Raw genomic sequence first — 23,657 nt, 5'->3', positions numbered from 1 at the left:
GTGAGTGCGCCGGAGGACCTGGCGCAGTCCGCGATCTACCTGCATCCGTCCGACAACGCGCTCGGACGGATGCTGCCGCGCCTGCTGCACGCTCCGCGCTGGACCCGGTTGCGCCGGGCACTGTCGCGGCGCTGGCCGATGCCGGTGCTGGCCAGCGACGTGCGCGACGTGATCTACGCGAGCTGGTGGGTCGATGTGCGCCATGCCCCGCCAGTGCCACCTGGCCATCACTACGTGGTCCATGCTGGACGCACGCCTTACACCGTTCTCAGCTATCGCCATGGCCATTTCGGGCCGGTGCTGGCGGGACCGTTGCGCTGCTTGATGCCGTCGCCAAGGCAGAGCAACTGGCGCTGGTACCTGCGCCGTGACGATGATCCAGGCGGGGCCCCGGTGGTGCTGTTCGATCGCAACGTGATGGACCAGCTGGCCTTCGTCGCCGGCGCGCGCGCTTTCAGCGATGCCATGCAGCCCCACCTGTCCACGCGCTTCGAGCATGTGGTGCGCGCCGATGGCGATGGGCACACCCTGATCGAAGGCGGGCAGGGCAGTGCGCCTGCCCTGCACCTGCAGTGGCGGGCCGCTGCGGGCTGGGAGGACGGGGCGTGGCGGGGGGCCTTCGGTGGCCATCAGGCCCTGCTGCGCTTCCTGACCTGCCAGGATGAGGCCGTTGCGCGCACCTGTGACCGGCGCTGGGCCAGCACCCGCATCGCGCTGCCGGTGGATGTCGACAGCCTGCAGCCGCTGCAGCTGGAAGGCGAACTGCAGTGCCCGCGCCTGCAGGCGATGGACGTGGCGCTGCACGAGGGGATGGCCTTCCGGCTGCCAAGGGTACCGTTCCGGGTCGTGTCCGAGCGCCTGTTGTGAGATTCTGGGCCTCTGTTTTCCAGCATCACAGATGGCCATGAGCACCACTGTCTACGGTTTGAAGAACTGCGATACCTGCAAGAAGGCGACCAAGTGGCTGGACCGCTTCGGCGTGCCGTACACCTTCGTTGACTACCGCGACAACAAGCCCAGCCCGGAAACACTGCTGGCGTGGGCTGAGCAGCTGGGTGGCCTGGCCGCGATGGTCAACAGGTCCTCCACCACCTGGCGGCAGCTGCCGGACAACCGCAAGGCCGCCGATTCCGAGGCCGAATGGAAGCTGCTGCTGCGCGAGTACCCGCAGCTGATCAAGCGCCCGCTGGTGGTCACCGCCGACGGCACGGTCAGCCAGGGTTTCAGTGACAATGGCTTCAAGGCCCGCTTCGGCGTGGGTGACGCGTGAGCGCGGTCCTCGACCTGACCTGCGAGCTGATCGCACGGCCCTCGGTGACGCCCGATGATGCCGGCTGCCAGGCACTGCTGGCGGCACGCTTGAAGCAGGCCGGGTTCCAGTGCGATCACCTGCGGCTGGGCGAGGTCGACAACCTGTGGGCGACCCATGGCCAGGGCGCGCCGGTACTGGTGTTGCTGGGCCATACCGATGTGGTGCCGACGGGGCCGCGCGAGGCCTGGACCAGCGATCCTTTCACGCCGACGATCCGTGATGGCGTGCTGTATGGTCGCGGCACCGCCGACATGAAGGGCAGCGTGGCGGCGTTCGTGGTGGCGGCCGAGCAGTTCGTTGCCGCGCATCCCGATCACCCCGGCACGCTGGCGGTGCTGCTGACCAGCGACGAGGAGGGCGATGCCATCGATGGCGTGCGCCACGTCGCACGGCTGTTCGCCGAGCGCGGCCAACGCATCGACTGGTGCATCACCGGCGAGCCGTCGTCGACCGCGACGCTCGGTGACCTGCTGCGCGTGGGTCGTCGTGGCAGCCTGTCGGCCAAGCTGCGGGTGCAGGGCGTACAGGGCCATGTGGCGTACCCGGAGAAGGCACACAACCCGATCCACCAGGCGGCGCCCGCCCTGGCCGAGTTGAGCGCACGGCGCTGGGATGACGGCTACGAGAGTTTCCCGCCGACCAGCCTGCAGGTCTCCAACATCCATGCCGGTACGGGCGCCAACAATGTGATTCCCGGCGAGCTCGAAGTGGATTTCAACATCCGCTACAACCCGCACTGGGATGCGCCGAAACTGGAAGCGGAGATCACCGCGCTGCTGGATCGGCATGCCCTGCAGTACACGCTGAAGTGGCATCGCAGCGGCGAACCGTTCTACACCCCGGAAGGCACCCTGCGCGCCACTGCGCGTGCGGTGCTGGCCGAGCACATCGGCCGTGCACCGGAGGAAAGCACTGGCGGCGGCACGTCCGATGCCCGCTTCATCGCGCCATTGGGCGCGCAGTGCATCGAAGTGGGGCCGGTCAACGCCAGCATCCATCAGGTGGACGAGAACGTGCGCGTGGACGAACTGGAAGCACTGCCCGGGCTGTACCAGAACCTGGTGGAACGGCTGCTGGTGTGAGGACGGTGGGGTGAGAATGGTGGGTGCCGACCGTTGGTCGGCACGCATCCCGCCGGGGCTGCATCCCTGTAGAGCCGAGCCATGCTCGGCTGGTTTTGCCCGGCAGAAGCAGCCGAGCATGGCTCGGCTCTACTATTCCGAAAAGAGGAAGAACGGCGGCTCGACCGCCTTCTTCCAGTAACTCGGCGCGGCCATGTAGAAGTCCTGCGCTTCGGCCCCGGCGAACCAGAGCGCCGCTGCGTCGGTGTCCTTCTCCACGCCCGGCGCACCGCGGCCCAGCAGCAGCCCGGCGAAGTACTGGCCGAACACATTGCCCTTCGCACCGGCGCGCTGGTACAGCTGCAGCGCACGCGCAGGATCGCGTGGCAGGCCTACGCCCTTTTCCAGCAGCGCGCCCAGATCGACCTGTGCGTCGGCATCGCCACGTCGGCGCGACGCTGGATCTGCGCAACCCGTGGATGCACGGTGTCACCCTGTGCGGCGACCGCATCCGGCCGTCGTGACGATGAACCCGGATAGCGCTCGTAGATCATTCCGCGCAGGTCCCAGCGCAGTGCCTGTTGCGCGTCGCCTTGCTGGCGATAGGCCTTGGCGAGTTCGTGGAACGCATAGGGATTGCCGTGGTCGGCGGCCGCCAGATAGGCACGTTCACCGCATCGCCAGGACGCGCGCAGCACCGGTGCCGGGTTGATGTGGGGGCTGTCGGCATGGCGCAGCGTGCCGGAGATCCAGATCCTGCCCAGTGCTTCTTCCGCCCTGGTGTTGTGGAGGGTCGAGGGCGTGACCGCTGCGGCGCGCTCGTAGTAGTCGATGGCGCGCGGATCGTTGAAGTGTTCGAAGGTCTGCGCGGTATCAAAGGCACCCTCGAAGCTGCCGTCGGTGCCGCGTTGTTCCAGGCCCCGCAGCTGAGCCGGCGGCAGGGGCGACGGCCGGAGCAGGGTCTGGCAGGCGGCCAGGCCCAGACAGGGCAGGGCGGCCAGCGCGGCGCTGCGTCCAGTGCGGTGTTGCATTTCCATTACACGTTTCACGGCGGGCCATTATGCGCGCCGGGGAGTGGTTGCCAACGCAACGGTTGCGCCGTGCCGGAAACCGGGGTAGGGTCGATGCCATGTCGATCCGCCTGGCCACCGCCGTCAATAACAACAACCGCAATAATCTGCGCGCGAATAATCGTGCGCGGCCGATGCGGGACTGCGCCCTGGGTAGATAGACAGCAACACACGCCCGGACACCAGAAAACCCGCATCGGTCGATGCGGGTTTTTTTGTGCCCGGGCGCAGCCCCACCCGGGCCTGGATGGCCGGTCGAACACCCTCCCACCCGTGAAATTCCCCCAACAGGAGCTCCCCCATGTGTTCGATCTTCGGAATCTTCGGCCTGCAGGCCGGTGACGATCTTCCGGCCCTGCGCCGCCATGCGCTGGAACTGTCGCAGCGCCAGCGCCACCGCGGCCCGGACTGGAGCGGCGTGTATCTTGACGAAGGTGCGCTGCTGGTCCACGAGCGGCTGGCCATCGTCGACCCGGCCGGCGGCTCGCAACCGCTGCTGTCGGCCGACGGCCAGCTGGCGCTGGCGGTCAACGGCGAGATCTACAACCACCAGCAACTGAAGGCCGCACTGACCACCGCCTATGACTTCCAGACCGGTTCGGACTGTGAAGTGATCAATGCGCTGTACCGCCAGGGCGCTTCGCCGGCGCAGTGGCTGGAGCAGCTCAATGGCATCTTCGCGTTCGCGCTGTGGGACCGTGGTGCCGGTCGTGTGCTGGTGGCGCGTGACCCGGTCGGCGTGGTGCCGCTGTACTGGGGCCACGATGCCCAGGGACGTCTGCGAGTGGCCTCGGAAATGAAGGCACTGGTCGATACCTGTGCCGACGTCGCCCAGTTCCCGCCGGGCCATTATTTCGACAGTGCCAGCGGTGAGCTGGTGCGCTACTACCAGCAGCCGTGGCGCGACTACGCTGACGTGCAGGGTCGCCAGGCCGATCTGGCTGAACTGCGCCAGGCCTTCGAGCATGCGGTGGAGCGCCAGCTGATGAGCGATGTGCCGTACGGCGTGCTGCTGTCCGGTGGCCTTGACTCGTCGCTGGTGGCGGCGGTGGCCGCGCGCTATGCACGTCGTCGCATCGAGGATGGGGGACAGACCGAAGCCTGGTGGCCGCGCCTGCACTCGTTCGCGATCGGCTTGAAGGGCTCGCCCGATCTGGCCGCCGCAGCGATCGCCGCCGAAGCGCTGGGCACCGTGCATCACGGTTTCGAGTACACGTTCGAGGAGGGCCTTGATGCACTGCCGGAAGTGATCCGCCATATCGAAACCTATGACGTCACCACCATCCGCGCATCGACGCCGATGTTCCTGCTGGCACGGCGGATCAAGGCAATGGGGGTGAAGATGGTGCTTTCCGGCGAGGGCAGCGACGAGATCTTTGGTGGCTACCTGTATTTCCACAAGGCGCCGGATGCGCGTGAATTCCACGACGAACTGGTACGCAAGCTCGACGCGCTGCACAACTACGACTGCCTGCGCGCCAACAAGTCGATGATGGCCTGGGGCGTGGAGCCGCGTGTGCCGTTCCTGGATCGCGAATTTCTCGATGTGGCGATGCGCTTCGACGCCGCGCACAAGATGGTCGGTGCGGGCTTTGGTGGCCGCCGCATCGAGAAGGCGGTGCTGCGCGAGGCGTTCGAAGGCTACCTGCCGGACAGCATCCTGTGGCGGCAGAAGGAGCAGTTCAGCGATGGCGTTGGCTATGGCTGGATCGACGGGCTGAAGGCGCATGCCGAAGCTCAGGTGAGCGACCGTGTGCTGGCAGCGGCCGACAAGCGCTTCCCGCACAACCCGCCGCAGACCAAGGAGGCCTACTACTACCGTCATCTGTTCGAGCAGTTCTTCCCGAGCCGTGCGGCCGCCGAGACCGTGCCGGGTGGCAAGTCCATCGCCTGCTCGTCGCCGGCGGCGATCGCTTGGGATGCCAGCTTCGCCGCAGCTGCAGATCCGTCGGGGCGCGCGATCGCTGGCGTGCACGAGCAGGCACTGGCGTAAGCCCCGAAAAAGGGACGGAGGGGGGCCGGGGCGCTTGTGCCACTAACGACTTAATCCCCTCCGTCCCCTTTTTGTATGATCGCCCCCCTGCACATTGGGGAATGTTCATGGACGTACACAGCGGGGGCCCGGCGCCACCGACGAAGTGGGGATGGCGCTACCTGGCCTGGGCCGGGGTCCCGCTGCTGGCTGGCGTGCTGCTGGCCCGTTATGCCGGGCCGGCGGCGCCCGAGGCTGTTGCCCGCGCTACGGCCACGGCCGAAGCCACCTGGGTGCAGCATCTGGCGTCGCCGCTGGGCCTGTTCCTGCTGCAGCTGCTGGTACTGCTGCTGGTGGCCAAGGGCGCGGGGGCGCTGCTCAAGCGCATGGGACAGCCGGCGGTGATCGGCGAAATGGCCGCCGGCCTGATGATGGGCCCATTGATGCTCGGCAGCCTGTTGCCGCCGCTGCATGGAGCCCTGTTCCCGCCCAGCTCGCTGGGCCCGCTGGGCATGCTCAGCCAGTTGGGTGTGCTGATGTTCCTGCTGGTGGCCGGTGCCGAGCTGGACCTGGCGGGGCTGCGTGGACGCCGGCGTTTTGCCTTTACGGTCAGCCATGCCGGCATCGCGGTGCCGTTCGTGCTTGGCGTCGCCCTGGCGATCTGGCTGTACCCGCAGCACGGTCCGCAGGGCGTGGGCTTCACCGCATTCGCACTTTTCGTTGGCATATCGATGAGCATCACGGCCTTCCCTGTGTTGCTGCGCATCCTTGCCGACCGCGGTATCACGCAGGCGCCACTGGGGCAGACCGCGATTGCCTGCGCTGCATTGGGTGATGCCACCGCGTGGTGCCTGCTGGCGCTGATCGTGGCGGCTGCACAGGCCAGCGGATGGCTGCCGGCCAGCCTCAACCTGCTGTGCGTAGTCGCCTTCGTGGCGCTGATGCTGGGGCTGGTGAAGCCGTGGTTCGCCCGCCAGCAGATCGCGCCGGGTGGTGAGGGACGCTGGCTGCTCGGCATCCTGCTGCTGTCGCTGGCCAGTGCCCTGGTCACCGAGATGCTCGGCATCCATGCGCTGTTCGGTGCGTTCGCGGCTGGCGTGGCGGTGTCGTCAAATGTGCAGTTGCGCGAGCTGCTGATGGCGCGCGTCGAACCGTTCGCGGTGACGCTGCTGCTGCCGCTGTTCTTCGCCATGACCGGGCTGCGCATGCGCGCCGATACGCTGCAGGCCAGCGATGTCCTGTTGTGCGTGGTGGTGATCGCGGTAGCGACGACCGGCAAGCTGCTGGGCACCTTCAGTGCCGCACGCAGTGCCGGCATGCCCACCCGTGAGGCGTGGCGGCTGGGTGCACTGATGAACACCCGTGGCCTGATGGAGCTGATCGTGCTCAACCTGGGTTACGAACTTGGCCTGCTCGGTGACCGGCTGTTCGCGGTGCTGGTGATCATGGCGCTGGTGACAACGGCGATGACCGGGCCACTGCTGAACCTGATCGAGCGGCGTAGAAGCTGATCCGGTAGCGCCGCGCGGGCATTCTGTAGAGCCGAGCCCATGCTCGGCTCCGCGCCAGAAGCAGCCGAGCATGGGCTCGGCTCTACAGCGTGCAGCGCTGTGGGTGCCGCCGTCAGCGCGCCGGCACCAGCGTCATGGTGTGCTGCGCCTTGCCCGGCAGGAACGGCGTCGGCCGGCCATGCACCCAGTCTTCGTGGCCGGCACCCCAGTAGGGCGACAGTGGATGCCCACTCTGGCCGCCGGGCATGTGCACGATGCCGTCCGCCTCGTGGCCCGGTGAAACCACCATGCGCTCGGAAGCGCCGAAGTTCGGCGTCTGCACGCGCGGCATGTCGCGGTCGCCGGGCAGGCGGTTGGCCGGCATGCACAGCCAGCGTTTGGCGATGTCCGGCAGCGCCCGTGCGATGGGATGGCAGATCGCCGCGGTATTGCGTTCGCCCCAGCTGCGTTTGGCCAGCGGTCCCTGCCTGGTCAGCTCACTTTCGGTACGGCGTGCGGCGTCGATCAGCAGTGCATCCCAGCTGTCGAAGGCCGGTGGCAGCAGATTGGCCGGCCGCTGCTGCAGCATCGGCCAGGCCACGCCTTCCAGCTGCGCCAGTCGCGGCTCCAGATAGTCATCGCCCAGCTGCGCATTGGCCGGTGCCAGCAGTGCATCGGACAGTGTTGCCATCACCTGCGTACGGAACTCGCGCACCACCCGGTAGCTGACCGAGCTGGCCGAGGCACGGCCGTCCCATTGATGGCTGACTTCCTTCAAACGCTTCAGTACAGGGTCGTCACTGCGCTCGATGACGTCGTGCAGCAGGGCCCACCAGCGCTGCAGGAACACCGCGCGATCGTCGAGCTGGATCGCCAGCAGGTCGTGCTCGTCGAAGCGCTCCTGGATCGCCAGCAGGTCACGGATCTGCCGCGCCCGTGCTCCCAGGTCATAGCCACCGTTGCCGACGCTGGCCAGTGCCTCGCCGTCGAGGACGCGGCCGTTGGCGGTCCACAGGCGGTGGTTGGGTGGATCGATCAATGCCGGCGAGGCATCGCTGCGGATCGGCCAGGGGGCGCAGTCCTGGTTGTGGGCGGCGTTGAAGCCGGCCGGCGCGCAGCCCGGACCGCGATCCGGGCGGGCGCCGATCAGGCGCCAGGCGATGCGTCCGGTGCGGTCGCCGACCACCAGGTTCTGTGCGGGAATGCCGGCGTGGTCGGCGAACTGCAGGGCCGCGTCCAGGTCACCGGCGCGGGCCAGGTCACCGAAGTCCAGGCGCACCGCACCGGGCAGCTGGGCGACCCAGCGCAGCGCGTCGCCGCTGCCATCGGCATGCGTGTGCAGGATCGGTCCCCAGGCGGTTTCGCGTACCGGGAACAGCACATCCGCCCGGCCGGCCACCGCAATCCGTTCTTCATGCACCGTCACTGCGGCATTGGCCGGTTCGGTGCGGTAGTCCGCCGTGTCGATGTAGCTGTTGGTGAAACCCCAGGCGACGTGCCCGTTGCTGCCGACGATCACGGCCGGAAGGCCCGGCAGCGAGAAGCCGGTGACGTCGACCTGGCCGCCAGCGGCCTGCGGGTCGGGGTAGCGCAGGCGCACGCGGAACCACAGGCTGGGTGCGCGCAGGCCCAGGTGCATGTCGTCGGCAACAATGGCTCGGCCGTCGGCGGTGAGCGCACCGCCTACCGCGAAGTTGTTGCTGCCGACGGCGTCGGCTTCTTCCTGCCCGGTGCCCGGCTTTCCCTTCAGCGTGCGCAGGTCCAGCTGGCTGGCATCGGGCAGCGTGGCGTTGCCGGTCGGTTCGCCGAACAGCGGTGCATCCCATTCAGTGCCGTCGTGGGCGATCAGTGCGTACAGCGCCGACGGCACCACCGCGCGGATGCGGCTCAGCGCAAGCTCGGTCTGGTTGCCGGGATCCTGCAGGTCGGCGTACATGGCCAGCCCGGTCAGCACGCTGTCACTGGCCTGCCAGGGCTGCGGTGACTGCCGCAGCAGCAGATAGGCCCACGGGCGCACGGAGAGATCGGCCAGGCCCTTGTTGACGCCATCCACGTAGGCGCGCACGGACGCGCCGTTGTCGCCCAGTGCGGCCTGCAGATTCGCCTCGGTGCGTGCTCGCAGCCGGTGCACGCGCATGCGCTTGTCGGCGTCGATGGCCTTCGGCCCGAACAGCGCCGACAGCTCGCCAGCGGCACTGCGGCGCATCAGGTCCATCTCGAAATAGCGCTCCTGCGCATGCACGCGGCCCAGCGCGCGCATCGCATCGGTCTGGCTGCCGGCCGTGATGGTGACCACGCCCAGCGCATCGCGCTCGATGGTGACCGGCTTGGCCAGGCCCGGCAGTGGATGCTCGCCGTCCAGGTCGGCCAGGCTGCCGTGCAGCAGCAGCCACAGGACCAGTGCGGTGATCAGCACGATGGCGATCACTACGCCCAGCATCCAACGCCATGTACGTCGCATCGCACGTCCTTTCCGAACTCGTGGGCCGATTGTAGCCGCAGGCGCAACTGCGACTGATTCCGATTAGATCACCGTATTCTGAAATGCGGCACCCTATGCCGCATCGATTCACAGGAGCCCCCCATGAAAGGCAACCCGGACGTCATCGCCTGCCTGAAGGAACTGCTGCGCGGCGAGCTCGCTGCCCGCGACCAGTACTTCATCCATTCCCGCCGCTACGAGGATCAGGGCCTGTTCGCACTGTACGAGCGCCTGAACCACGAGATGGAAGAGGAAACCCAGCACGCCGATGCGCTGCTGCGCCGGATCCTGTTCCTGGGTGGCGACCCGGACATGCGCCCGCATGCCACCGAGCCGGGCAAGACCGTGGAGGAGATGCTGCAGAAGGATCTCGACACTGAATACGCCGTTCGGAACAATCTGGCCGCCGGCATGAAGCTGTGCGAGGAGAAGGGCGACTACGTGAGCCGCGACATCCTGCTGGCGCAGCTGAAGGACACCGAAGAAGACCATGCCTGGTGGCTGGAACAGCAGCTGGGCCTGATCAAGCGCATCGGCCTGGAGCTGTACCAGCTGAGCAAGATCGACGGCAGCGGCGCCCCGGCGCACTGAGCCGGCACCGCTTTTTGTAGAGCCGAGCCAATGCTCGGCTGCCTCGCTTCATGTAGAGCCGAGCCATGCTCGGCTGCTGTTGGATCCGAGTCGAGCCCGGCTCGACTCTACAAAAGTTCTGTCGCCCACCAGCACCGGAGCACCGCCAGCCAGCCTTCGCCCGCCAGCCGCTCCACCGCCCGCCAGCCGACAACGAAAAAGCCGGGGAATGCCCCGGCTTTTTCGTGTCCGGGGTCAGATCCGTTTTCGACGAAAACGGCTCTGATCCCATTGGCTTGGAAATTGCCAACCGAGGTTGGCGTGTACCGGGGTAATGCGTGTCAACCAAGGTTGACACCCACCTCAACCAAGGTTGACACCTGCCAGGGGCGGTGTCCGGGGTCAGAGCCCTTTCCGGTGGAAAGGGATCCGACCCCCGTGCTCCTCACTCCACCGACAACCCTTCCACCTTCTGCCAGCCGCGCGGCAGCAGGTGGCCGCGGGTGGCGCGGGCGCCGAGGTAGGCGTCGAGCTCGTTGAACTTCAGCCCCATCGTGCGCTGGCCGGCGCGTACCTGCAGGGTCTGCCCCGGGCTGATCGCCACGATGGCGACCACGCGTTCGGTGGCGAGCTTGGCCTTCGGGATCTCGATGATCTTGTTGCCCTTGCCCTTGTCCAGTTCCGGCAGGTCGTTGGCGGCGATCGCCAGCAGGTTGCCGGAGCTGGTCACTGCCACGATGCGGTCGGTGGCGACGTTGGCCACTGCCGACGGGGTCAGCACCGACGAACCGGCCGACAGGTTCAGCATCGCCTTGCCGGCCTTGTTGCGGCCGATCAGGTTCTCGAAGCGGGTGACGAAGCCATAACCGTGGCTGGAGGCCAGCACGAAGCGGGTGTCCGGCTCGGCGCTGGCCAGGGTCACGAAGCTGGTGCCCGGTGCCGGCGAGAAGCGGCCGGTCAGCGGTTCACCATTGCCACGCGCGGAGGGCAAGGTGTGCACCGGCGTCGAGTAGGCGCGGCCCTCGCTGTCGAGGAACGCGACCTGCTGGGTGCTGCGTGCGCGCACCGCGCCCTGCAGTCCGTCGCCTTCACGGTAGGACAGGGCAGATGCATCGACGTCGTGGCCCTTGGCGGCACGGATCCAGCCCTTCTCCGACAGCACCACGGTCATCGGCTCGCTCGGCACCAGCTCGGTCTCGTCGATGGCCTGCGCCGCCTGACGCTGCACCAGCGGCGAACGGCGTGCGTCGCCGAACTTCCTGGCGTCGGCGGTCAGTTCATCGCGGATCAGCTTCTTCAGCTTGGCCTTGCTGTCGAGGATGCCGAGGATCTTCTCGCGCTCCTTGGCCAGTTCATCCTGCTCGCCGCGGATCTTCATTTCCTCCAGGCGGGCCAGCTGCTTCAGCTTGGTTTCCAGGATGTACTCGGCCTGTTCCTCGGACAGGCCGAAGCGCGCGATCAGCGCGGCCTTCGGCTCGTCTTCGGTACGGATGATGTGGATCACCTCGTCCAGGTTGAGGAAGGCGACCAGCAGGCCTTCCAGCAGGTGCAGGCGGCGCTCGACCTTCTGCAGGCGGTGCTGCAGGCGGCGGGTGACGGTGTTGCTGCGGAAGGTCAGCCATTCGCTGAGCAGCATCTTCAGGTTCTTCACCTGAGGACGGCCGTCCAGCCCGATCACGTTGAGGTTGACGCGGTAGCTGCGCTCCAGGTCCGTGGTAGCGAACAGGTGGCCCATCAGCTGGTCGGCGTCGACCCGGTTCGAACGCGGCACCAGCACCACGCGCACCGGGTTGGCGTGGTCGGATTCATCGCGGATGTCTTCCAGCCACGGCAGCTTCTTGGCGCGCATCTGTGCGGCGATCTGCTCGATCACCTTCGACGGCGACACCTGGAACGGCAGCGCCGTGATCACGATGTTGCTGGCTTCCCTGGTGAAGGTCGCGCGTGCACGCACGCTGCCGTTGCCGGTCTCGTAGATGTTGCGCAGGTCATTGGCCGCGGTGATGATCTCGGCGCTGGACGGGTAGTCCGGGCCCTGCACGTGTTCGCACAGGTCGCGCACGCTGGCGTCGGGGTTGTCCAGCAGGTGCAGCAGCGCGCTGACGATCTCGTTGAGATTGTGCGGCGGCACGTCGGTGGCCATGCCCACGGCGATGCCGGTGGTGCCGTTGAGCAGCAGGTGCGGCAGCCGCGCCGGCATCCAGGTCGGCTCCTGCAGGGTGCCGTCGAAGTTCGGGGCCCAGTCGGTGGTGCCCTGGCCCAGTTCGCCCAGCAGCACTTCGGCGATCGGGGTCAGCTTGGATTCGGTGTAACGCATCGCCGCGAACGACTTCGGGTCGTCACTGGAGCCGAAGTTGCCCTGGCCCTCGATCAGCGGGTAGCGGTACGAGAACGGCTGCGCCATCAGCACGAGTGCTTCGTAGCATGCACTGTCGCCGTGCGGGTGGTACTTACCGATGACGTCACCGACGGTGCGTGCGGACTTCTTCGGCTTGGACGCGGCATTCAGGCCCAGCTCGCTCATCGAATAGATGATGCGGCGCTGCACTGGCTTCAGGCCGTCGCCGATGAACGGCAGGGCACGGTCCAGGACCACGTACATCGAGTAGTCGAGGTAGGCGCGTTCGGCGTACTCGCGCAGCGGCAGTTGTTCGAATCCGTGGAACACGGGGCGGGCAAGTTCGGTCATGCGGCGTTGTTACCTATGTCGGGAGGCGGCGACGGTGGTCGCCGCTCGCAATCCTGTGATTATCCGGATGCGGCGGGGGATGCCAAGCCGCGCGCAGGGTCCAGCCCGGTTTCCAGGCCGTGGCCGGCCCGCGCCAGGTAGCGCCCCGGTGGCAGCCCGAAGTGGCGGCGGAACACGGTGACGAAGGCGCTGGCGCTGCTGAAGCCCAGTGCGTGGGCGATGTCGGCGACGCTGCGGCCATCGGTCAACTGGCGCAGGGCTTCGGAGAGCCGGGCCTGCTGCCGCCACTGAGCGAAGCTGAGCGTGGTCTCGTCGCGGAAGTGGCGGGTCAGGCTGCGCGGTGACAGGCCGGCCCAGTGCGCCCATTCGGCCAGGCTGCGTTCGTCGGACGGGTCGGCCAGCAGCTGCGAGGCGATCTTCAGCAGGCGCCGGTCATGCGGCATCGGCAGGTGCATGCGCTGGCGTGGCGCTGTGCGGATCTCGTCCACCAGCACCTCGATGATGTGCTGGCGTTCGGAGGTGGTGTCGTAGCCCGGTGGCCAGTCACAGATGCGGTCGGCGAGCGCCTGCGCCAGCTTGGACAGGCCCAGCACGCAGGGATCGGAGGGCAGGGTGGCACAGACCGGAGCTGCCAGCGCCATGCCCCAGCCACGCAGGGGTCCGTCGAGGGTGACCGTGTGCGGCTCCAGCGGCGGCATCCAGCCGGCCGAGCCCGGCGCCAGCGACCAGGTGCCGTGCGAGGTACGGGTGGTCAGCAGGCCGCGCTCGACGCAGATCAGCTGCGCGCGCTGGTGATGATGCCAATCCACTTCACGGACCAGCCCTTGCGGGCTGTCGAAGCGGAAACCAACCACCGGGGGACCGTCGTTGCGCTCGAACCAGTCCAGTGCTTCGTCCCTGAGCAGGCGTTTGGGGGTAGGGATTTCTGCCTTGTTCATCATGTCTGCTGGCTGAAATGTGTCATCCATTGGCTGGATTGTACTACCGGGCCACCTGACCAGGTCATTAAGGTAGGCGCCTTCACTGATCCAGCCCACTGCTGCAACACAGCATTCGATGCCAGATCGAATATTTCCATTGAGAAATATTTTTTTTGGAAGAGAATGCTCCCCCATGATCTGTCCTGCAACCACTCCCCCCAGCTTCGGCCTGCTGCTGCGCCAGGTGCGCGACGGCCTGGTCCGCCAACTCGACGCGTCCATGGCTGAAGAAGATCTGGGCATCGGCTTCACCCACTACATCGGGTTGAAGGTGCTTTCGAACATGGCGCCGTGCACCGCCAACGAACTGGCCCAGGCCATCGATCAGGTGCCCAGCGCGGTGACCCGGCTGCTGGACAAGCTCGAAGCGCTGGGCTGCGTCCGCCGCGAACCGCATGCGCAGGACCGGCGGGCATTGCAGATCGTGCTGACCGACGAAGGCCGCGCGCTGTGGGCGCGCTTGAAGCTGCGTGGCGACGCGGTGATGGATTACGCCCTGCGTGATCTTTCCGCCGACGAGCGCACGCTGCTGCTGTCCCTCCTTACCCGAATCCGCGATTCACTGACGACCCCATGAACCCGATCCCGCATTCCACTCTCCGCCGGTCCGGGCGCGCGCTGCTGGTGTCAGCGCTGGCCCTGGCCCTGGCCGCCTGCGCCAGCAGTCGTGGCCTCAACCCGCAGGGCCACGTGCTTGACGTGGACAGCCTGCACAGCGAACGCACCCTGGCCGACACCGACCTGAGCGCCACTGGCTTCCCGGCGCAGGACTGGTGGAAGGCACTGGGTGATGCGCAGCTGGACGCGCTGGTCGCAGAGGGCCTGGCCGGCCACCCGAGCCTCGACGCCGCCGATGCCCGCCTGCGCCAGGCCCAGGCCCAGGTCGGCACCGCACGTGCCGACGAACTGCCGAGCCTGTCGGTGTCCGGTGGCTACACCGGCCTGCGCCTGCCCGAATCGATGGTCGGCAGCGAGATGGGCGGCCGTTACGGCGGCAGCAGCCAGGTTGCCTTCGACTTCAGTTATGGCGTGGACCTGTGGGGCGGCAAGCGCGCCGCCTGGGAAGCCGCCGTGGACGGCGCCCATGCCGCCACCGTTGAAGCGCAGGCCGCGCGCCTGAACCTGTCCACTGGCATCACCCAGGCCTATGCCGATCTGGCCTACGCGTGGCAGCTCAACGACGTAGCCGAGGAAGAGCTGACCCGTTCGCAGAAGTCACTTGAACTGACCCGCCAGCGCCGCAGCGCCGGCATCGACAGTGATCTGCAGGTGCGCCAGGCCGAGGCCCGTGTGCCGGCCGCGCAGCAGCAGGTGCAGGCCGCCCAGCAGCGTATCGACGCGGCCCGCACCGCACTGGCCGCGCTGGTCGGCAAGGGCCCGGACCGTGGCCTGTCGATCCAGCGCCCGCAGCCGTTGAACCCGATGGCGCTGCAGCTGCCGGGCGTGCTGCCCAGCGAACTGCTCGGCCGTCGCCCCGACATCGTCGCCGCACGCTGGCGCGTGGAAGCGGCCGACAAGCAGATCAAGGTCGCCAAGACCAAGTTCTACCCGAGCTTCAACCTGACCGCGCTGGCCGGCGTGGTCGCCCCGAATGTGGGCGACCTGCTGAAGAGCAGTTCCACCTTCGCCTACATCGGCCCTGCGCTGAGCCTGCCGATCTTCGAGGGCGGCAAGCTGCGCGCCAACCTGGCCAATACCGATGCGCAGTACGACCTGGCGGTGGCCAACTACAACCAGACCGTGCTCGATGCGCTGCGTGATGTGGCCGACCAGGTCAACGCGGTGCGCTCGTTGGCACAGCAGGCGCAGTCGCAGCAGCAGGCGGTGGACACCGCACGCGCTGCCTTCGACCTGGCCCAGCAGCGCTACCGCGCCGGCATCGGCAGCTACCTGGACGTGCTGACCGCGCAGTCCACCCTGCTGCAGTCGCAGCAGCAGCTGGCCGGCCTGCAGTCGCAGCAGGTGCAGTCCTCGGTGCGCCTGAGCAAGGCGCTGGGCGGTGGTTTCCAGCCCACTGACGCCGACCGCGCACCGATCGCCTCCCATTCCGATTCCTCGCATTCCTGAAGATCTCCGACATGAGCCAGACCCAAGACACCGCGGCCCCGGCCGCCCCCAACCGCCGCGGCCACCTGCTGCGCGGCCTGTTCGTGATCGTCGTGCTGCTGCTTGCCGCTTTGGCGCTGTGGTACTTCATGTTCGGCCGTTGGTTCGAAGAGACCGACGATGCCTACGTGCAGGGCAACCAGGTGCAGATCACCCCGCTGGTGGCCGGCACCGTGGTCGCCATCAATGCCGATGACGGCATGCGCGTGGAGCGCGGCCAGCTGCTGGTGCAGCTGGACCCGTCCGACACCGCAGTGGCGCTGCAGCAGGCCGAAGCCAACCTGGCCAAGACCGTGCGCCAGACCCGCGGCCTGTACCGCAGCGTGGAAGGCGCGCAGGCGGACCTGAACGCCCGCCAGGTGACCCTGAAGCGCGTGCGCGAAGACTACGCCCGCCGCAAGGACCTGGCCGCCACCGGCGCCATCTCCAACGAAGAACTGGCCCACGCCCGCGACGAGCTGGCCGCGGCCGAAGCGGCCGTGGCCGGTTCGCGCGAGACCGTCGAGCGCAACCGCGCGCTGGTCGACGACACCGTGATCGCCACCCAGCCGGACGTGCAGGCCGCCGCTGCGCAGCTGCGCCAGGCCTTCCTCAACAACGCCCGCGCCGGCATCGTTGCACCGGTCTCCGGTTACGTCGCCCGTCGTTCGGTGCAGGTCGGCCAGCGCGTGCAGCCGGGCAATGCCCTGATGGCCGTGGTGCCGACCGAGCAGATGTGGGTCGAGGCCAACTTCAAGGAAACCCAGCTGCGCCACATGCGCCTGGGCCAGGAAGTGGAGCTGAAGTCGGACCTGTACGCCGGCGACGTGAAGTACAAGGGGCGCATCCAGAGCCTGGGCCTGGGCACCGGCTCGGCGTTCTCGCTGCTGCCGGCACAGAACGCCAGCGGCAACTGGATCAAGATCGTGCAGCGCGTACCGGTGCGCATCGCCATCGATGCCAAGCAGCTGGCCGAGCACCCGCTGCGCATCGGCCTGTCGATGAAGGCCGAAGTGAGCCTGCGCGACCAGAAGGGCGAAGTGCTGCCGAGCACCCCGGCCAAGGGCACGGTGTTCGACACCGACGTGTATGCCAAGCAGCTGCATGATGCCGACGAGGTGATCCACACGATCATCCAAGGCAACCTGCCGCAGCAGCAGGCGAAGGTGGGCTGAGGTCGCCATGTCCGCACAAGCTCCAGCCGCGCCCGGCGCTCCGGGCGCACCGGCGGCGCCGGCTGCGGCCTCCGGGTTCCTGCCGCCCAGCGTCGCCCTGTGCACCGTAGGCCTGGCGATGGCGTCGTTCATGCAGGTGCTCGACACCACCATCGCCAACGTCTCGCTGCCGACCATCGCCGGCAACCTCGGCGCCAGTTCGCAGCAGGCGACCTGGGTCATCACCTCGTTTGCGGTCAGCACGGCCATCGCGCTGCCGCTGACCGGCTGGCTCAGCCGCCGTTTCGGCGAACGCAAACTGTTCGTCTGGGCGACCCTCGCCTTCGTCATCACCTCGCTGCTGTGCGGCCTTGCGCAGAGCATGGGCATGCTGGTGGTGTCGCGTGCGCTGCAGGGCTTCGTGGCCGGCCCGATGTACCCGATCACGCAGTCGCTGCTGGTCTCGATCTATCCACGTGAGAAGCGCGGGCAGGCATTGGCACTGCTGGCGATGATCACGGTGGTGGCGCCGATCTGCGGCCCGATCCTCGGTGGCTGGATCACCGACAACTACAGCTGGGAATGGATCTTCCTGATCAACGTGCCACTGGGCATCTTCGCCGCGCTGGTGGTGGGCAACCAGCTGAAGGGACGCCCGGAGCAGATCGAGAAGCCGAAGATGGACTACGTCGGCCTGATCACGCTGGTGATTGGTGTCGGCGCGCTGCAGCTGGTGCTCGACCTGGGCAACGACGAGGACTGGTTCTCGTCGATGAAGATCGTGGTGCTGGCCTGCGTGGCGGTGGTGACGCTGACGGTGTTCCTGATCTGGGAACTGACCGACAAGGATCCGATCGTCGACCTGAAGCTGTTCCGGCACCGCAACTTCCGTGCCGGCACGCTGGCGATGGTGGTGGCCTATGCGGCGTTCTTCAGCGTGGCGCTGCTGATTCCGCAGTGGCTGCAGCGTGACATGGGCTACACCGCGATCTGGGCAGGCCTGGCGACTGCGCCGATCGGCATCCTGCCGGTGATCATGACGCCGTTTGTGGGCAAGTATGCGTCGCGCTTCGACATGCGGATGCTGGCCACCGTGGCCTTCATCGTGCTGTCGATGACCAGCTTCCTGCGCTCGAACTTCAACCTGCAGGTGGACTACATGCACGTGGCCGGCGTGCAGCTGATCATGGGTATTGGCGTGGCGCTGTTCTTCATGCCGGTGCTGCAGATCCTGCTGTCGGACCTGGATGGGCGCGAGATCGCGGCGGGCTCCGGCCTGGCGACGTTCCTGCGCACGCTGGGCGGCAGCTTCGCGGCCTCGCTGACGACGTGGCTGTGGGCGCGGCGTACCCAGGTGCACCATGCCGACCTGACCGAGCACATCTCGGCCTATCAGCCGGGCATGCAGGAGCAGGTCACTGCAATGGGGCGGGGCGACCTGCAACATGGCGCGGCGGTACTGAACAACATGATCAATCACCAGGCATCGCAGATGGGTTTCAACGACATCTTCTTCCTGCTGGGCTGGATCTTCCTGGCGATCATCACCTTCCTGTGGCTGGCCAAGCCGCCGTTCGGCGCAGGCGCGGGTGCGGCGTCCGCGGGCGGTGGGCATTGATCGACCATTGGCGTTGAAACGCAGAAAACCCCGCCGCAAGGCGGGGTTTTTCTTTTGGTAGATCCACGCCATGCGTGGATGGATCCCGGGGTCGTGTGGGTTCCCGAATCCCGGAAACGAAAAAACCCGCTTTCGCGGGTTTGATCATCTTGAGTCGTGGTGCCCAGGAGAGGACTCGAACCTCCACGGTTTTACCCGCTAGTACCTGAAACTAGTGCGTCTACCAATTCCGCCACCTGGGCGACTCAGGAGAGGAATTGTGCGGCACGGCAGAGAGTGTGTCAACAACATTTCACACTTTTTTCTGCGGTTGCACGCCCAGGTGGTGCAGCAGGCTGCGCATCGCCGGTGACAGCTGCGCCCACCCGGCGAAACAGGCGCACAGGCGGCGTTGTGCCCACGCATCGGCAAGCGGCACCGCAACGGTATGCGTACTGCGTCGATGCTGGCGCGCGATGCTCCGCGGCACGATGCCGACACCGATGCCGTGGCCGACCATGATGCAGACACCCTCGAAGGTCTTCATGCGGATGCGCACATCGAGGCGGCGCCCGATGTCGCGGGCCTGGTCTTCGATGTAGATCTGAAGCGCATTGCCATCGGCGAGGGCAACGAAGGTCTCGCCGGCGGCATCGGCGAAGGTCACGCTGCGCAGTGATGCAAACCGGTGATCGGCAGGCAGCAGCATCACCAGCGGATCTTCGGCCACCACATGCTGCTGCAGGCCGGTGGCGTCAACCGCATCACTGATGATGCCGGCCTCGGCCTGGCCAGCGCTGATTGCACGCACGACTTCGGGGCTGGTGCGCTCCAGCAGTTCCACGTGCAGGCGCGGGCGTTCGGCCAGCCACGGTGCCAGCCGCGGGGGCAGGTAGTTGGTCAGCGCAGCGGTGTTGGCATACAGGTGCAGGGTGCCACGCGCGCCGTGCGCGAATGCCTGCAGCTCGCCGCGCAGCTGCGCCTGCTGTTGCAGGATCAGGCGTGCATGGTGGGCGAGGGCGGCGCCGGCTTCGGTCAGGCTGACGCCACGCGGGTGCCGGTTCAACAACGCGGTGCCGGCGTCGGCTTCGATCGTGCGCAGGCGTTCGCTGGCTGAAGCCAGTGCCAGGTTCGCCTGCGTTGCGCCGGCCGTGATGCTGCCCGCCTCGGCAATCGCCAGGAACAGCCGCAGGTCGGCGATGTCCATCCGCATGTGATGCCCTCGTCGCAACGCCCGAGCCTTCGGGTCAGCCGAAGGGTGGGCCGGGAAGACCGCATTGTGCGCCGGGCGACGGCCCGATCCAATGAAGGCATGAATGAATCGATGTACTTCTATGGGTTGCTGGTGGTGGTGTTCGTGCTGGCCGGCGTGGTCAAGGGCGTGACGGGCATGGGGCTGCCGACGGTGGCGATGGGCCTGCTCGGTGGCGCGCTGTCGCCGGTGGCGGCGGCGTCGATGCTGTTCATCCCGACCTTCGTCACCAATGCGTGGCAGCTGCTGTCCGGGCCGTCACTGGGCCACATCGTGCGGCGCCTGTGGCCGATGATGCTGGCCGTGGTGGTGGTGACGCTGGGTTCGGCAGCGTTGCTGGTACGGGTCGATCGCAGCGGGTCGCGGGTTGCGCTGGGCGTGGCCCTGATGGTCTATGCCGCCTATGCGTTGCTTGCGCCGGTGTTCCGCGTGCCGCAGCGGCGCGAGCGCTGGCTGGGGCCGCTGGTGGGCGCGCTGTCCGGCGTAGTGACCGGCACCACCGGCGTGTTCGTGATGCCGGCGGTGCCGTACCTGCAGTCGCTGGGGTTGCAGCGCGAAGAGTTGGTGCAGGCGCTCGGGTTGGCGTTCACCGTGTCGACGATTTCGCTGACCACCGGCCTGGTGCTGCACGGTGCGTTCGGCATCCAGCAGCTGGGGCTGAGTGCACTGGCGGTGCTGCCGGCGCTGCTGGGCATGTGGTTGGGGCAGGTGATCCGGCAGCGCATCAGCGCACGGGTGTTTCGGGCGTGCTTCCTTGGCTTCCTGCTGCTGCTCGGCCTGGAGCTGGTGCTGCGGCCATTGTTCTGATGCCAAATTCCCGGCATGAAAAAACCCGCTTTCGCGGGTCTTTCTCATTCTCGACGTGGTGCCCAGGAGAGGACTCGAACCTCCACGGTTTTACCCGCTAGTACCTGAAACTAGTGCGTCTACCAATTCCGCCACCTGGGCGTCGAGGAGCGAAATTATGGGCTGTTGTTACGGAGGTGTCAACACCTTGGTGAAGACATTCCGAACAGCGCCTCGCGGTGTCCTGCTCAAGGAAGGGGCGTTCCCGCGCTGGATCGCAGGCAAAAAAAATCCCCGCCGAAGCGAGGAGTTTTTTCGTTGGTGCCCAGGAGAGGACTCGAACCTCCACGGTTTTACCCGCTAGTACCTGAAACTAGTGCGTCTACCAATTCCGCCACCTGGGCGTTCCAGAGGCGCAATTGTGAAGATGAATCCGGGAGCTGTCAACGACTTCCTGAAATTATTTCATCCAACGCCTCCAGGGCGGGCGCTGACCCGTTCTGCACGCCATCAACGGCTACCATGTAGGGCGATGACTACCAAAAAACCAAGCAAGGGCGGGAGCAAGTCCCGCAGCCAAGGCCCGAAGAAGGGCCCGAAGGCGGGCGCAGCCCGCACCACCAAGCCGGGCAAGCCGCTGCCAGGCTGGTTCCCCGAATTGAATGAAGGCGGTGCGCCGCCACGCGGCCGCAAGGTTCGCACCGCTGATGCGGCAGCACCCGGCCCGGCCCCGGGCCGCAAGCTGCCGCCGACCGGCAAGGTGATCGACGATCCCTATGCCGCCCGCGAAGCCGAGAAATACGAACAGCCCATCGCCAGCCGCGAGGCCATCCTGGCCCTGCTGGAGCGTTGCGAAGGGCCGCAGACCGCCGAGGAACTGGGCGCACGCCTGGGCCTGACCGCCCCGGACCGTGCCGAAGCACTGTCGCGCCGGCTCGGCGCCATGGTCCGCGATGGCCAGCTGGTGCAGAACCGCCGAGGCGGCTTCGCCCCGATCCAGACCCTGAACCTGGTCACCGGCGTGGTGATCGCCAACCCGGAAGGATTCGGTTTCCTGCGTCCGGTCGAGGGCGGCGACGACCTGTTCCTGCCGCCGTATGAAATGCGCAAGGTCATGCACGGTGACAAGGTGCTGGCCCGAGTGACCGGCATCGATCACCGTGGCCGCCGCGAAGGCAGCATCGCCCGCGTGCTGGAGCGCGGCATGACCCGCCTGATCGGCCGCTTCAGCGTCGAGATGGGGATCAATTACGTGGTACCCGATGACAAGCGCGTGCAGCGCAACGTGCAAGTACCGCCGGACCAGACCGGGGGCGCGCGTGATGGCCAGCTGGTGGTCTGCGAACTGACCCAGGCCCCGGACAGCCGCCGTCCGCCGATCGGCCGCATCATCGCCGTGCTCGGCGACAAGCTGACCGCATCGCTGGTGGTGGAGACCGCCATCCACGGTCACGAGCTGCCGTTCGAGTTCCCGCAGGAGGTGCTGGATGAAGCGGCCTCGGTGCCGCTGGTGGTCGAACCGGCAATGATCGGTGACCGCGTCGATCTGCGCAGCACGCCGCTGGTTACCATCGATGGCGAGGATGCCAAGGACTTCGACGACGCGGTGTACTGCGAGCCGAATGCCGACGGTTTCCGCCTGGTGGTGGCGATTGCCGATGTTTCGAACTACGTCCGCCCCGGCACGCCGCTGGACGAGGAAGCGCAGAAGCGTGCGACTTCGGTCTACTTCCCCGGCTTCGTGGTGCCGATGCTGCCGGAGACGCTCTCCAACGGCATCTGTTCGTTGATGCCGAAGGTCGACCGCATGTGCTTCGTCTGCGACATGCAGATCGACCGCGAAGGCCTGGTCACGCATTCGCGCTTCTACGAGGCGGTGATGAACTCGCACGCGCGCCTGACCTACACCCAGGTGTGGAAGGCGGTGGGCGAGGACGATGCCGATACCAAGGCCTGGATGGGTGACCTGCTGCCGCAGGTGCAGCGCCTGCACCAGCTGTACAAGGTGCTGTCCAAGGCGCGCGCCAAGCGCGGTGCCATCGAGTTCGAAAGCAGTGAAGTGCGCTTCGTGCTGGACAACCGTGGTGAAGTCACCCAGGCCGGCATGCTGGTGCGCAACGACGCGCACAAGCTGATCGAGGAATGCATGATCGCGGCCAACGTCGAGGCGGCGAAGTACCTGCTGTCGCGCCACGTGCCGGCCCCGTATCGCATCCACGAGAAGCCGCCGGAAACCAAGTACGCCGACCTGCTGGAATTCCTCAAGGAGTTCAAGCTGAGCCTGCCGCCGTGGTCGAAGGTGCGCCCGGGTGACTACACCAAGCTGCTGAAGAAGATCCGCGACCGCCCCGATGCGACGCTGCTGGAGTCGGTGTTGCTGCGCAGCCAGAGCCTGGCGATCTACAGCCCGGAGAACCACGGCCACTTCGGCCTGGCGCTGGAGGCCTACGCGCACTTCACCTCGCCGATCCGTCGCTATCCCGACCTGCTGGTGCACCGCGCGATCAAGCATGCGCTGTCCGGCAAGCCGCTGGACAAGTTCACCTACAACGCCCGCGAGATGGCCGCGCTGGCGCTGCAGTGTTCCGAGCGTGAGCGCCGTGCCGACGAGGCCGAGCGCGAGGTCGACGAGCGTTACCGCGCGGCGTGGATGGAAAAGCACGTGGGCGGCCAGTTCGACGGCGTGATCAGCGGCGTGACCAGCTTCGGCCTGTTCGTCGAGCTGGACGAGTCGAAGGTACAGGGTCTGGTCCACGTGACCCAGCTGCCGCAGGACTATTACAAGTTCGACGCGACCCGCAAGACGCTGACCGGCGAGCGCCGCGGCGGCAGCTACCGGCTGGGTGACCGCGTGCGCATCCTGGTGCTGAAGGCCAGCATGGAAGAACGCAAGATCGACTTCCGCCTGGTGGAACACAAGGGTGAGGACGAGGGCGATGGCCTGCCGCCGCTGCCTGAGCGGGGCAAGCCGGCCAAGCGGAAGAAAGAGAAATATTGATGACCGTGGTAGTGCCGGCCGCGGGGCGGCCTCCCTGGGACCCACCGCCCCCCCCGGGTTGCCGCCCCCCGCCCGCCCCCCCCCCACACAAACCAATCAACGCCCAACCCCAAAAACCCGCCCCGGCCACAGCGGCCCCCAACCCAAACCACTGCCGGG

At 67.1% G+C, this 23,657-nt stretch carries 16 protein-coding genes, 3 tRNA genes and 1 pseudogene; 12 read left to right on the top strand and 8 right to left on the bottom strand.

Features of this window, described 5'->3' with window-relative positions:
• From RCF13_RS24875 to dapE, 3 genes are read left to right on the top strand one after another with little or no spacing between them, the layout of a single operon-like run.
• A complete protein-coding gene (locus tag RCF13_RS24875; RefSeq protein WP_231352631.1) occupies positions 1-867 on the top strand; it encodes a hypothetical protein in 867 nt (288 codons plus the stop codon).
• 31 nt (positions 868-898) lie between these two features.
• A complete protein-coding gene (locus RCF13_RS24870) occupies positions 899-1,270 on the top strand; it encodes an arsenate reductase (RefSeq protein WP_172412123.1) in 372 nt (123 codons plus the stop codon).
• On the top strand, positions 1,267-2,394 hold the full coding sequence (gene dapE / locus RCF13_RS24865) for a succinyl-diaminopimelate desuccinylase (protein WP_134968656.1): 1,128 nt from the start codon (positions 1,267-1,269) through the stop codon (positions 2,392-2,394). The genes RCF13_RS24870 and dapE overlap by 4 nt, the downstream gene beginning before the upstream one ends.
• 132 nt (positions 2,395-2,526) lie before the next feature.
• Here the strand turns inward: dapE and RCF13_RS24860 are convergent.
• Positions 2,527-3,404 (bottom strand): annotated as a pseudogene (locus RCF13_RS24860) (tetratricopeptide repeat protein).
• A gap of 340 nt (positions 3,405-3,744) precedes the next feature.
• Here RCF13_RS24860 and asnB point away from each other — a divergent pair.
• Together asnB and RCF13_RS24850 are read left to right on the top strand one after the other, a co-directional pair.
• Positions 3,745-5,436, top strand: coding sequence for an asparagine synthase B (gene asnB / locus RCF13_RS24855; protein WP_072166802.1), 1,692 nt, complete (start codon positions 3,745-3,747; stop codon positions 5,434-5,436).
• 101 nt (positions 5,437-5,537) lie between these two features.
• Positions 5,538-6,926, top strand: coding sequence for a cation:proton antiporter (locus RCF13_RS24850; RefSeq protein ID WP_231352632.1), 1,389 nt, complete (start codon positions 5,538-5,540; stop codon positions 6,924-6,926).
• A 112-nt stretch (positions 6,927-7,038) separates the two neighbouring features.
• On the opposite strand, the gene RCF13_RS24845 is transcribed toward RCF13_RS24850, so the two are convergent.
• Entirely contained in the window at positions 7,039-9,366 is a 2,328-nt protein-coding gene (locus RCF13_RS24845; protein WP_231352633.1) for a penicillin acylase family protein, read from the bottom strand.
• Between the two features lie 123 nt (positions 9,367-9,489).
• Between RCF13_RS24845 and bfr the strand changes: the two genes are divergently transcribed.
• On the top strand, positions 9,490-9,978 hold the full coding sequence (bfr, locus tag RCF13_RS24840) for a bacterioferritin (RefSeq protein ID WP_005415872.1): 489 nt from the start codon (positions 9,490-9,492) through the stop codon (positions 9,976-9,978).
• Between the two features lie 424 nt (positions 9,979-10,402).
• Here the strand turns inward: bfr and parC are convergent, their stop codons facing one another.
• Positions 10,403-12,646: a DNA topoisomerase IV subunit A gene (parC, locus tag RCF13_RS24835; protein ID WP_061480666.1), complete on the bottom strand. Its 2,244-nt coding sequence runs from the start codon at positions 12,644-12,646 to the stop codon at positions 10,403-10,405.
• Between the two features lie 59 nt (positions 12,647-12,705).
• Positions 12,706-13,587, bottom strand: coding sequence for a helix-turn-helix transcriptional regulator (locus RCF13_RS24830; protein ID WP_181357922.1), 882 nt, complete (start codon positions 13,585-13,587; stop codon positions 12,706-12,708).
• A gap of 172 nt (positions 13,588-13,759) precedes the next feature.
• On the opposite strand from RCF13_RS24830, the gene emrR reads away from it, so the two are divergent.
• From emrR to emrB, 4 genes are read left to right on the top strand one after another with little or no spacing between them, the layout of a single operon-like run.
• Entirely contained in the window at positions 13,760-14,203 is a 444-nt protein-coding gene (gene emrR, locus RCF13_RS24825; protein WP_005415875.1) for a multidrug efflux system transcriptional regulator EmrR, read from the top strand.
• The gene (gene emrC / locus RCF13_RS24820) at positions 14,200-15,693 is read left to right on the top strand and encodes a multidrug efflux transporter outer membrane subunit EmrC (RefSeq protein WP_231352634.1); all 1,494 of its coding nucleotides are present in this window, start codon (positions 14,200-14,202) and stop codon (positions 15,691-15,693) included. Before emrR ends, emrC begins: the two co-directional genes overlap by 4 nt.
• Positions 15,694-15,704: 11 nt before the next feature.
• Positions 15,705-16,886: a multidrug efflux MFS transporter periplasmic adaptor subunit EmrA gene (gene emrA, locus RCF13_RS24815; RefSeq protein WP_061480663.1), complete on the top strand. Its 1,182-nt coding sequence runs from the start codon at positions 15,705-15,707 to the stop codon at positions 16,884-16,886.
• Between the two features lie 7 nt (positions 16,887-16,893).
• Complete coding sequence (emrB, locus tag RCF13_RS24810) at positions 16,894-18,483, top strand: multidrug efflux MFS transporter permease subunit EmrB (protein WP_134969116.1); 1,590 nt, start codon at positions 16,894-16,896, stop codon at positions 18,481-18,483.
• A 157-nt stretch (positions 18,484-18,640) separates the two neighbouring features.
• Here emrB and RCF13_RS24805 read toward each other — a convergent pair.
• Both RCF13_RS24805 and RCF13_RS24800 read right to left on the bottom strand, forming a co-directional pair.
• Positions 18,641-18,725 (bottom strand) — tRNA-Leu (locus RCF13_RS24805).
• A gap of 50 nt (positions 18,726-18,775) precedes the next feature.
• A complete protein-coding gene (locus tag RCF13_RS24800; RefSeq protein ID WP_134969115.1) occupies positions 18,776-19,675 on the bottom strand; it encodes a LysR family transcriptional regulator in 900 nt (299 codons plus the stop codon).
• Positions 19,676-19,774: 99 nt separating this feature from the next.
• Between RCF13_RS24800 and RCF13_RS24795 the strand changes: the two genes are divergently transcribed.
• Positions 19,775-20,521 carry a sulfite exporter TauE/SafE family protein gene (locus tag RCF13_RS24795; RefSeq protein ID WP_134969114.1) on the top strand — a complete coding sequence of 249 codons (747 nt, stop codon included), beginning with the start codon at positions 19,775-19,777 and terminating at the stop codon, positions 20,519-20,521.
• Between the two features lie 56 nt (positions 20,522-20,577).
• Here the strand turns inward: RCF13_RS24795 and RCF13_RS24790 are convergent.
• Both RCF13_RS24790 and RCF13_RS24785 read right to left on the bottom strand, forming a co-directional pair.
• A tRNA-Leu gene (locus RCF13_RS24790) sits at positions 20,578-20,662 on the bottom strand.
• A 157-nt stretch (positions 20,663-20,819) separates the two neighbouring features.
• A tRNA-Leu gene (locus tag RCF13_RS24785) sits at positions 20,820-20,904 on the bottom strand.
• 128 nt (positions 20,905-21,032) lie between these two features.
• On the opposite strand from RCF13_RS24785, the gene rnr reads away from it, so the two are divergent.
• Complete coding sequence (gene rnr / locus RCF13_RS24780; protein WP_134969113.1) at positions 21,033-23,498, top strand: ribonuclease R; 2,466 nt, start codon at positions 21,033-21,035, stop codon at positions 23,496-23,498.
• Positions 23,499-23,657 lie beyond the last annotated feature (159 nt).

This window comes from Stenotrophomonas maltophilia group sp. RNC7, assembly GCF_030910085.1.
Classification (GTDB): Bacteria; Pseudomonadota; Gammaproteobacteria; order Xanthomonadales; family Xanthomonadaceae; genus Stenotrophomonas; species Stenotrophomonas sepilia.
This window is presented reverse-complemented; position numbering and strand designations above follow the sequence as displayed.

What these genes read in the sequence shown, in the direction of transcription:
- emrR (WP_005415875.1), top strand. Translation starts at nt 13,760, where the DNA reads ATGATCTGTCCTGCAACCACTCCCCCCAGCTTCGGCCTGCTGCTGCGC.
- RCF13_RS24870 (WP_172412123.1), top strand. Translation starts at nt 899, where the DNA reads ATGGCCATGAGCACCACTGTCTACGGTTTGAAGAACTGCGATACCTGC.
- RCF13_RS24795 (WP_134969114.1), top strand. Translation starts at nt 19,775, where the DNA reads ATGAATGAATCGATGTACTTCTATGGGTTGCTGGTGGTGGTGTTCGTG.
- RCF13_RS24850 (WP_231352632.1), top strand. Translation starts at nt 5,538, where the DNA reads ATGTTCATGGACGTACACAGCGGGGGCCCGGCGCCACCGACGAAGTGG.
- emrA (WP_061480663.1), top strand. Translation starts at nt 15,705, where the DNA reads ATGAGCCAGACCCAAGACACCGCGGCCCCGGCCGCCCCCAACCGCCGC.
- emrC (WP_231352634.1), top strand. Translation starts at nt 14,200, where the DNA reads ATGAACCCGATCCCGCATTCCACTCTCCGCCGGTCCGGGCGCGCGCTG.
- RCF13_RS24830 (WP_181357922.1), bottom strand. Translation starts at nt 13,587, where the DNA reads ATGATGAACAAGGCAGAAATCCCTACCCCCAAACGCCTGCTCAGGGAC.
- rnr (WP_134969113.1), top strand. Translation starts at nt 21,033, where the DNA reads ATGACTACCAAAAAACCAAGCAAGGGCGGGAGCAAGTCCCGCAGCCAA.
- emrB (WP_134969116.1), top strand. Translation starts at nt 16,894, where the DNA reads ATGTCCGCACAAGCTCCAGCCGCGCCCGGCGCTCCGGGCGCACCGGCG.
- bfr (WP_005415872.1), top strand. Translation starts at nt 9,490, where the DNA reads ATGAAAGGCAACCCGGACGTCATCGCCTGCCTGAAGGAACTGCTGCGC.
- parC (WP_061480666.1), bottom strand. Translation starts at nt 12,646, where the DNA reads ATGACCGAACTTGCCCGCCCCGTGTTCCACGGATTCGAACAACTGCCG.
- asnB (WP_072166802.1), top strand. Translation starts at nt 3,745, where the DNA reads ATGTGTTCGATCTTCGGAATCTTCGGCCTGCAGGCCGGTGACGATCTT.
- RCF13_RS24845 (WP_231352633.1), bottom strand. Translation starts at nt 9,366, where the DNA reads ATGCGACGTACATGGCGTTGGATGCTGGGCGTAGTGATCGCCATCGTG.
- RCF13_RS24800 (WP_134969115.1), bottom strand. Translation starts at nt 19,675, where the DNA reads ATGCGGATGGACATCGCCGACCTGCGGCTGTTCCTGGCGATTGCCGAG.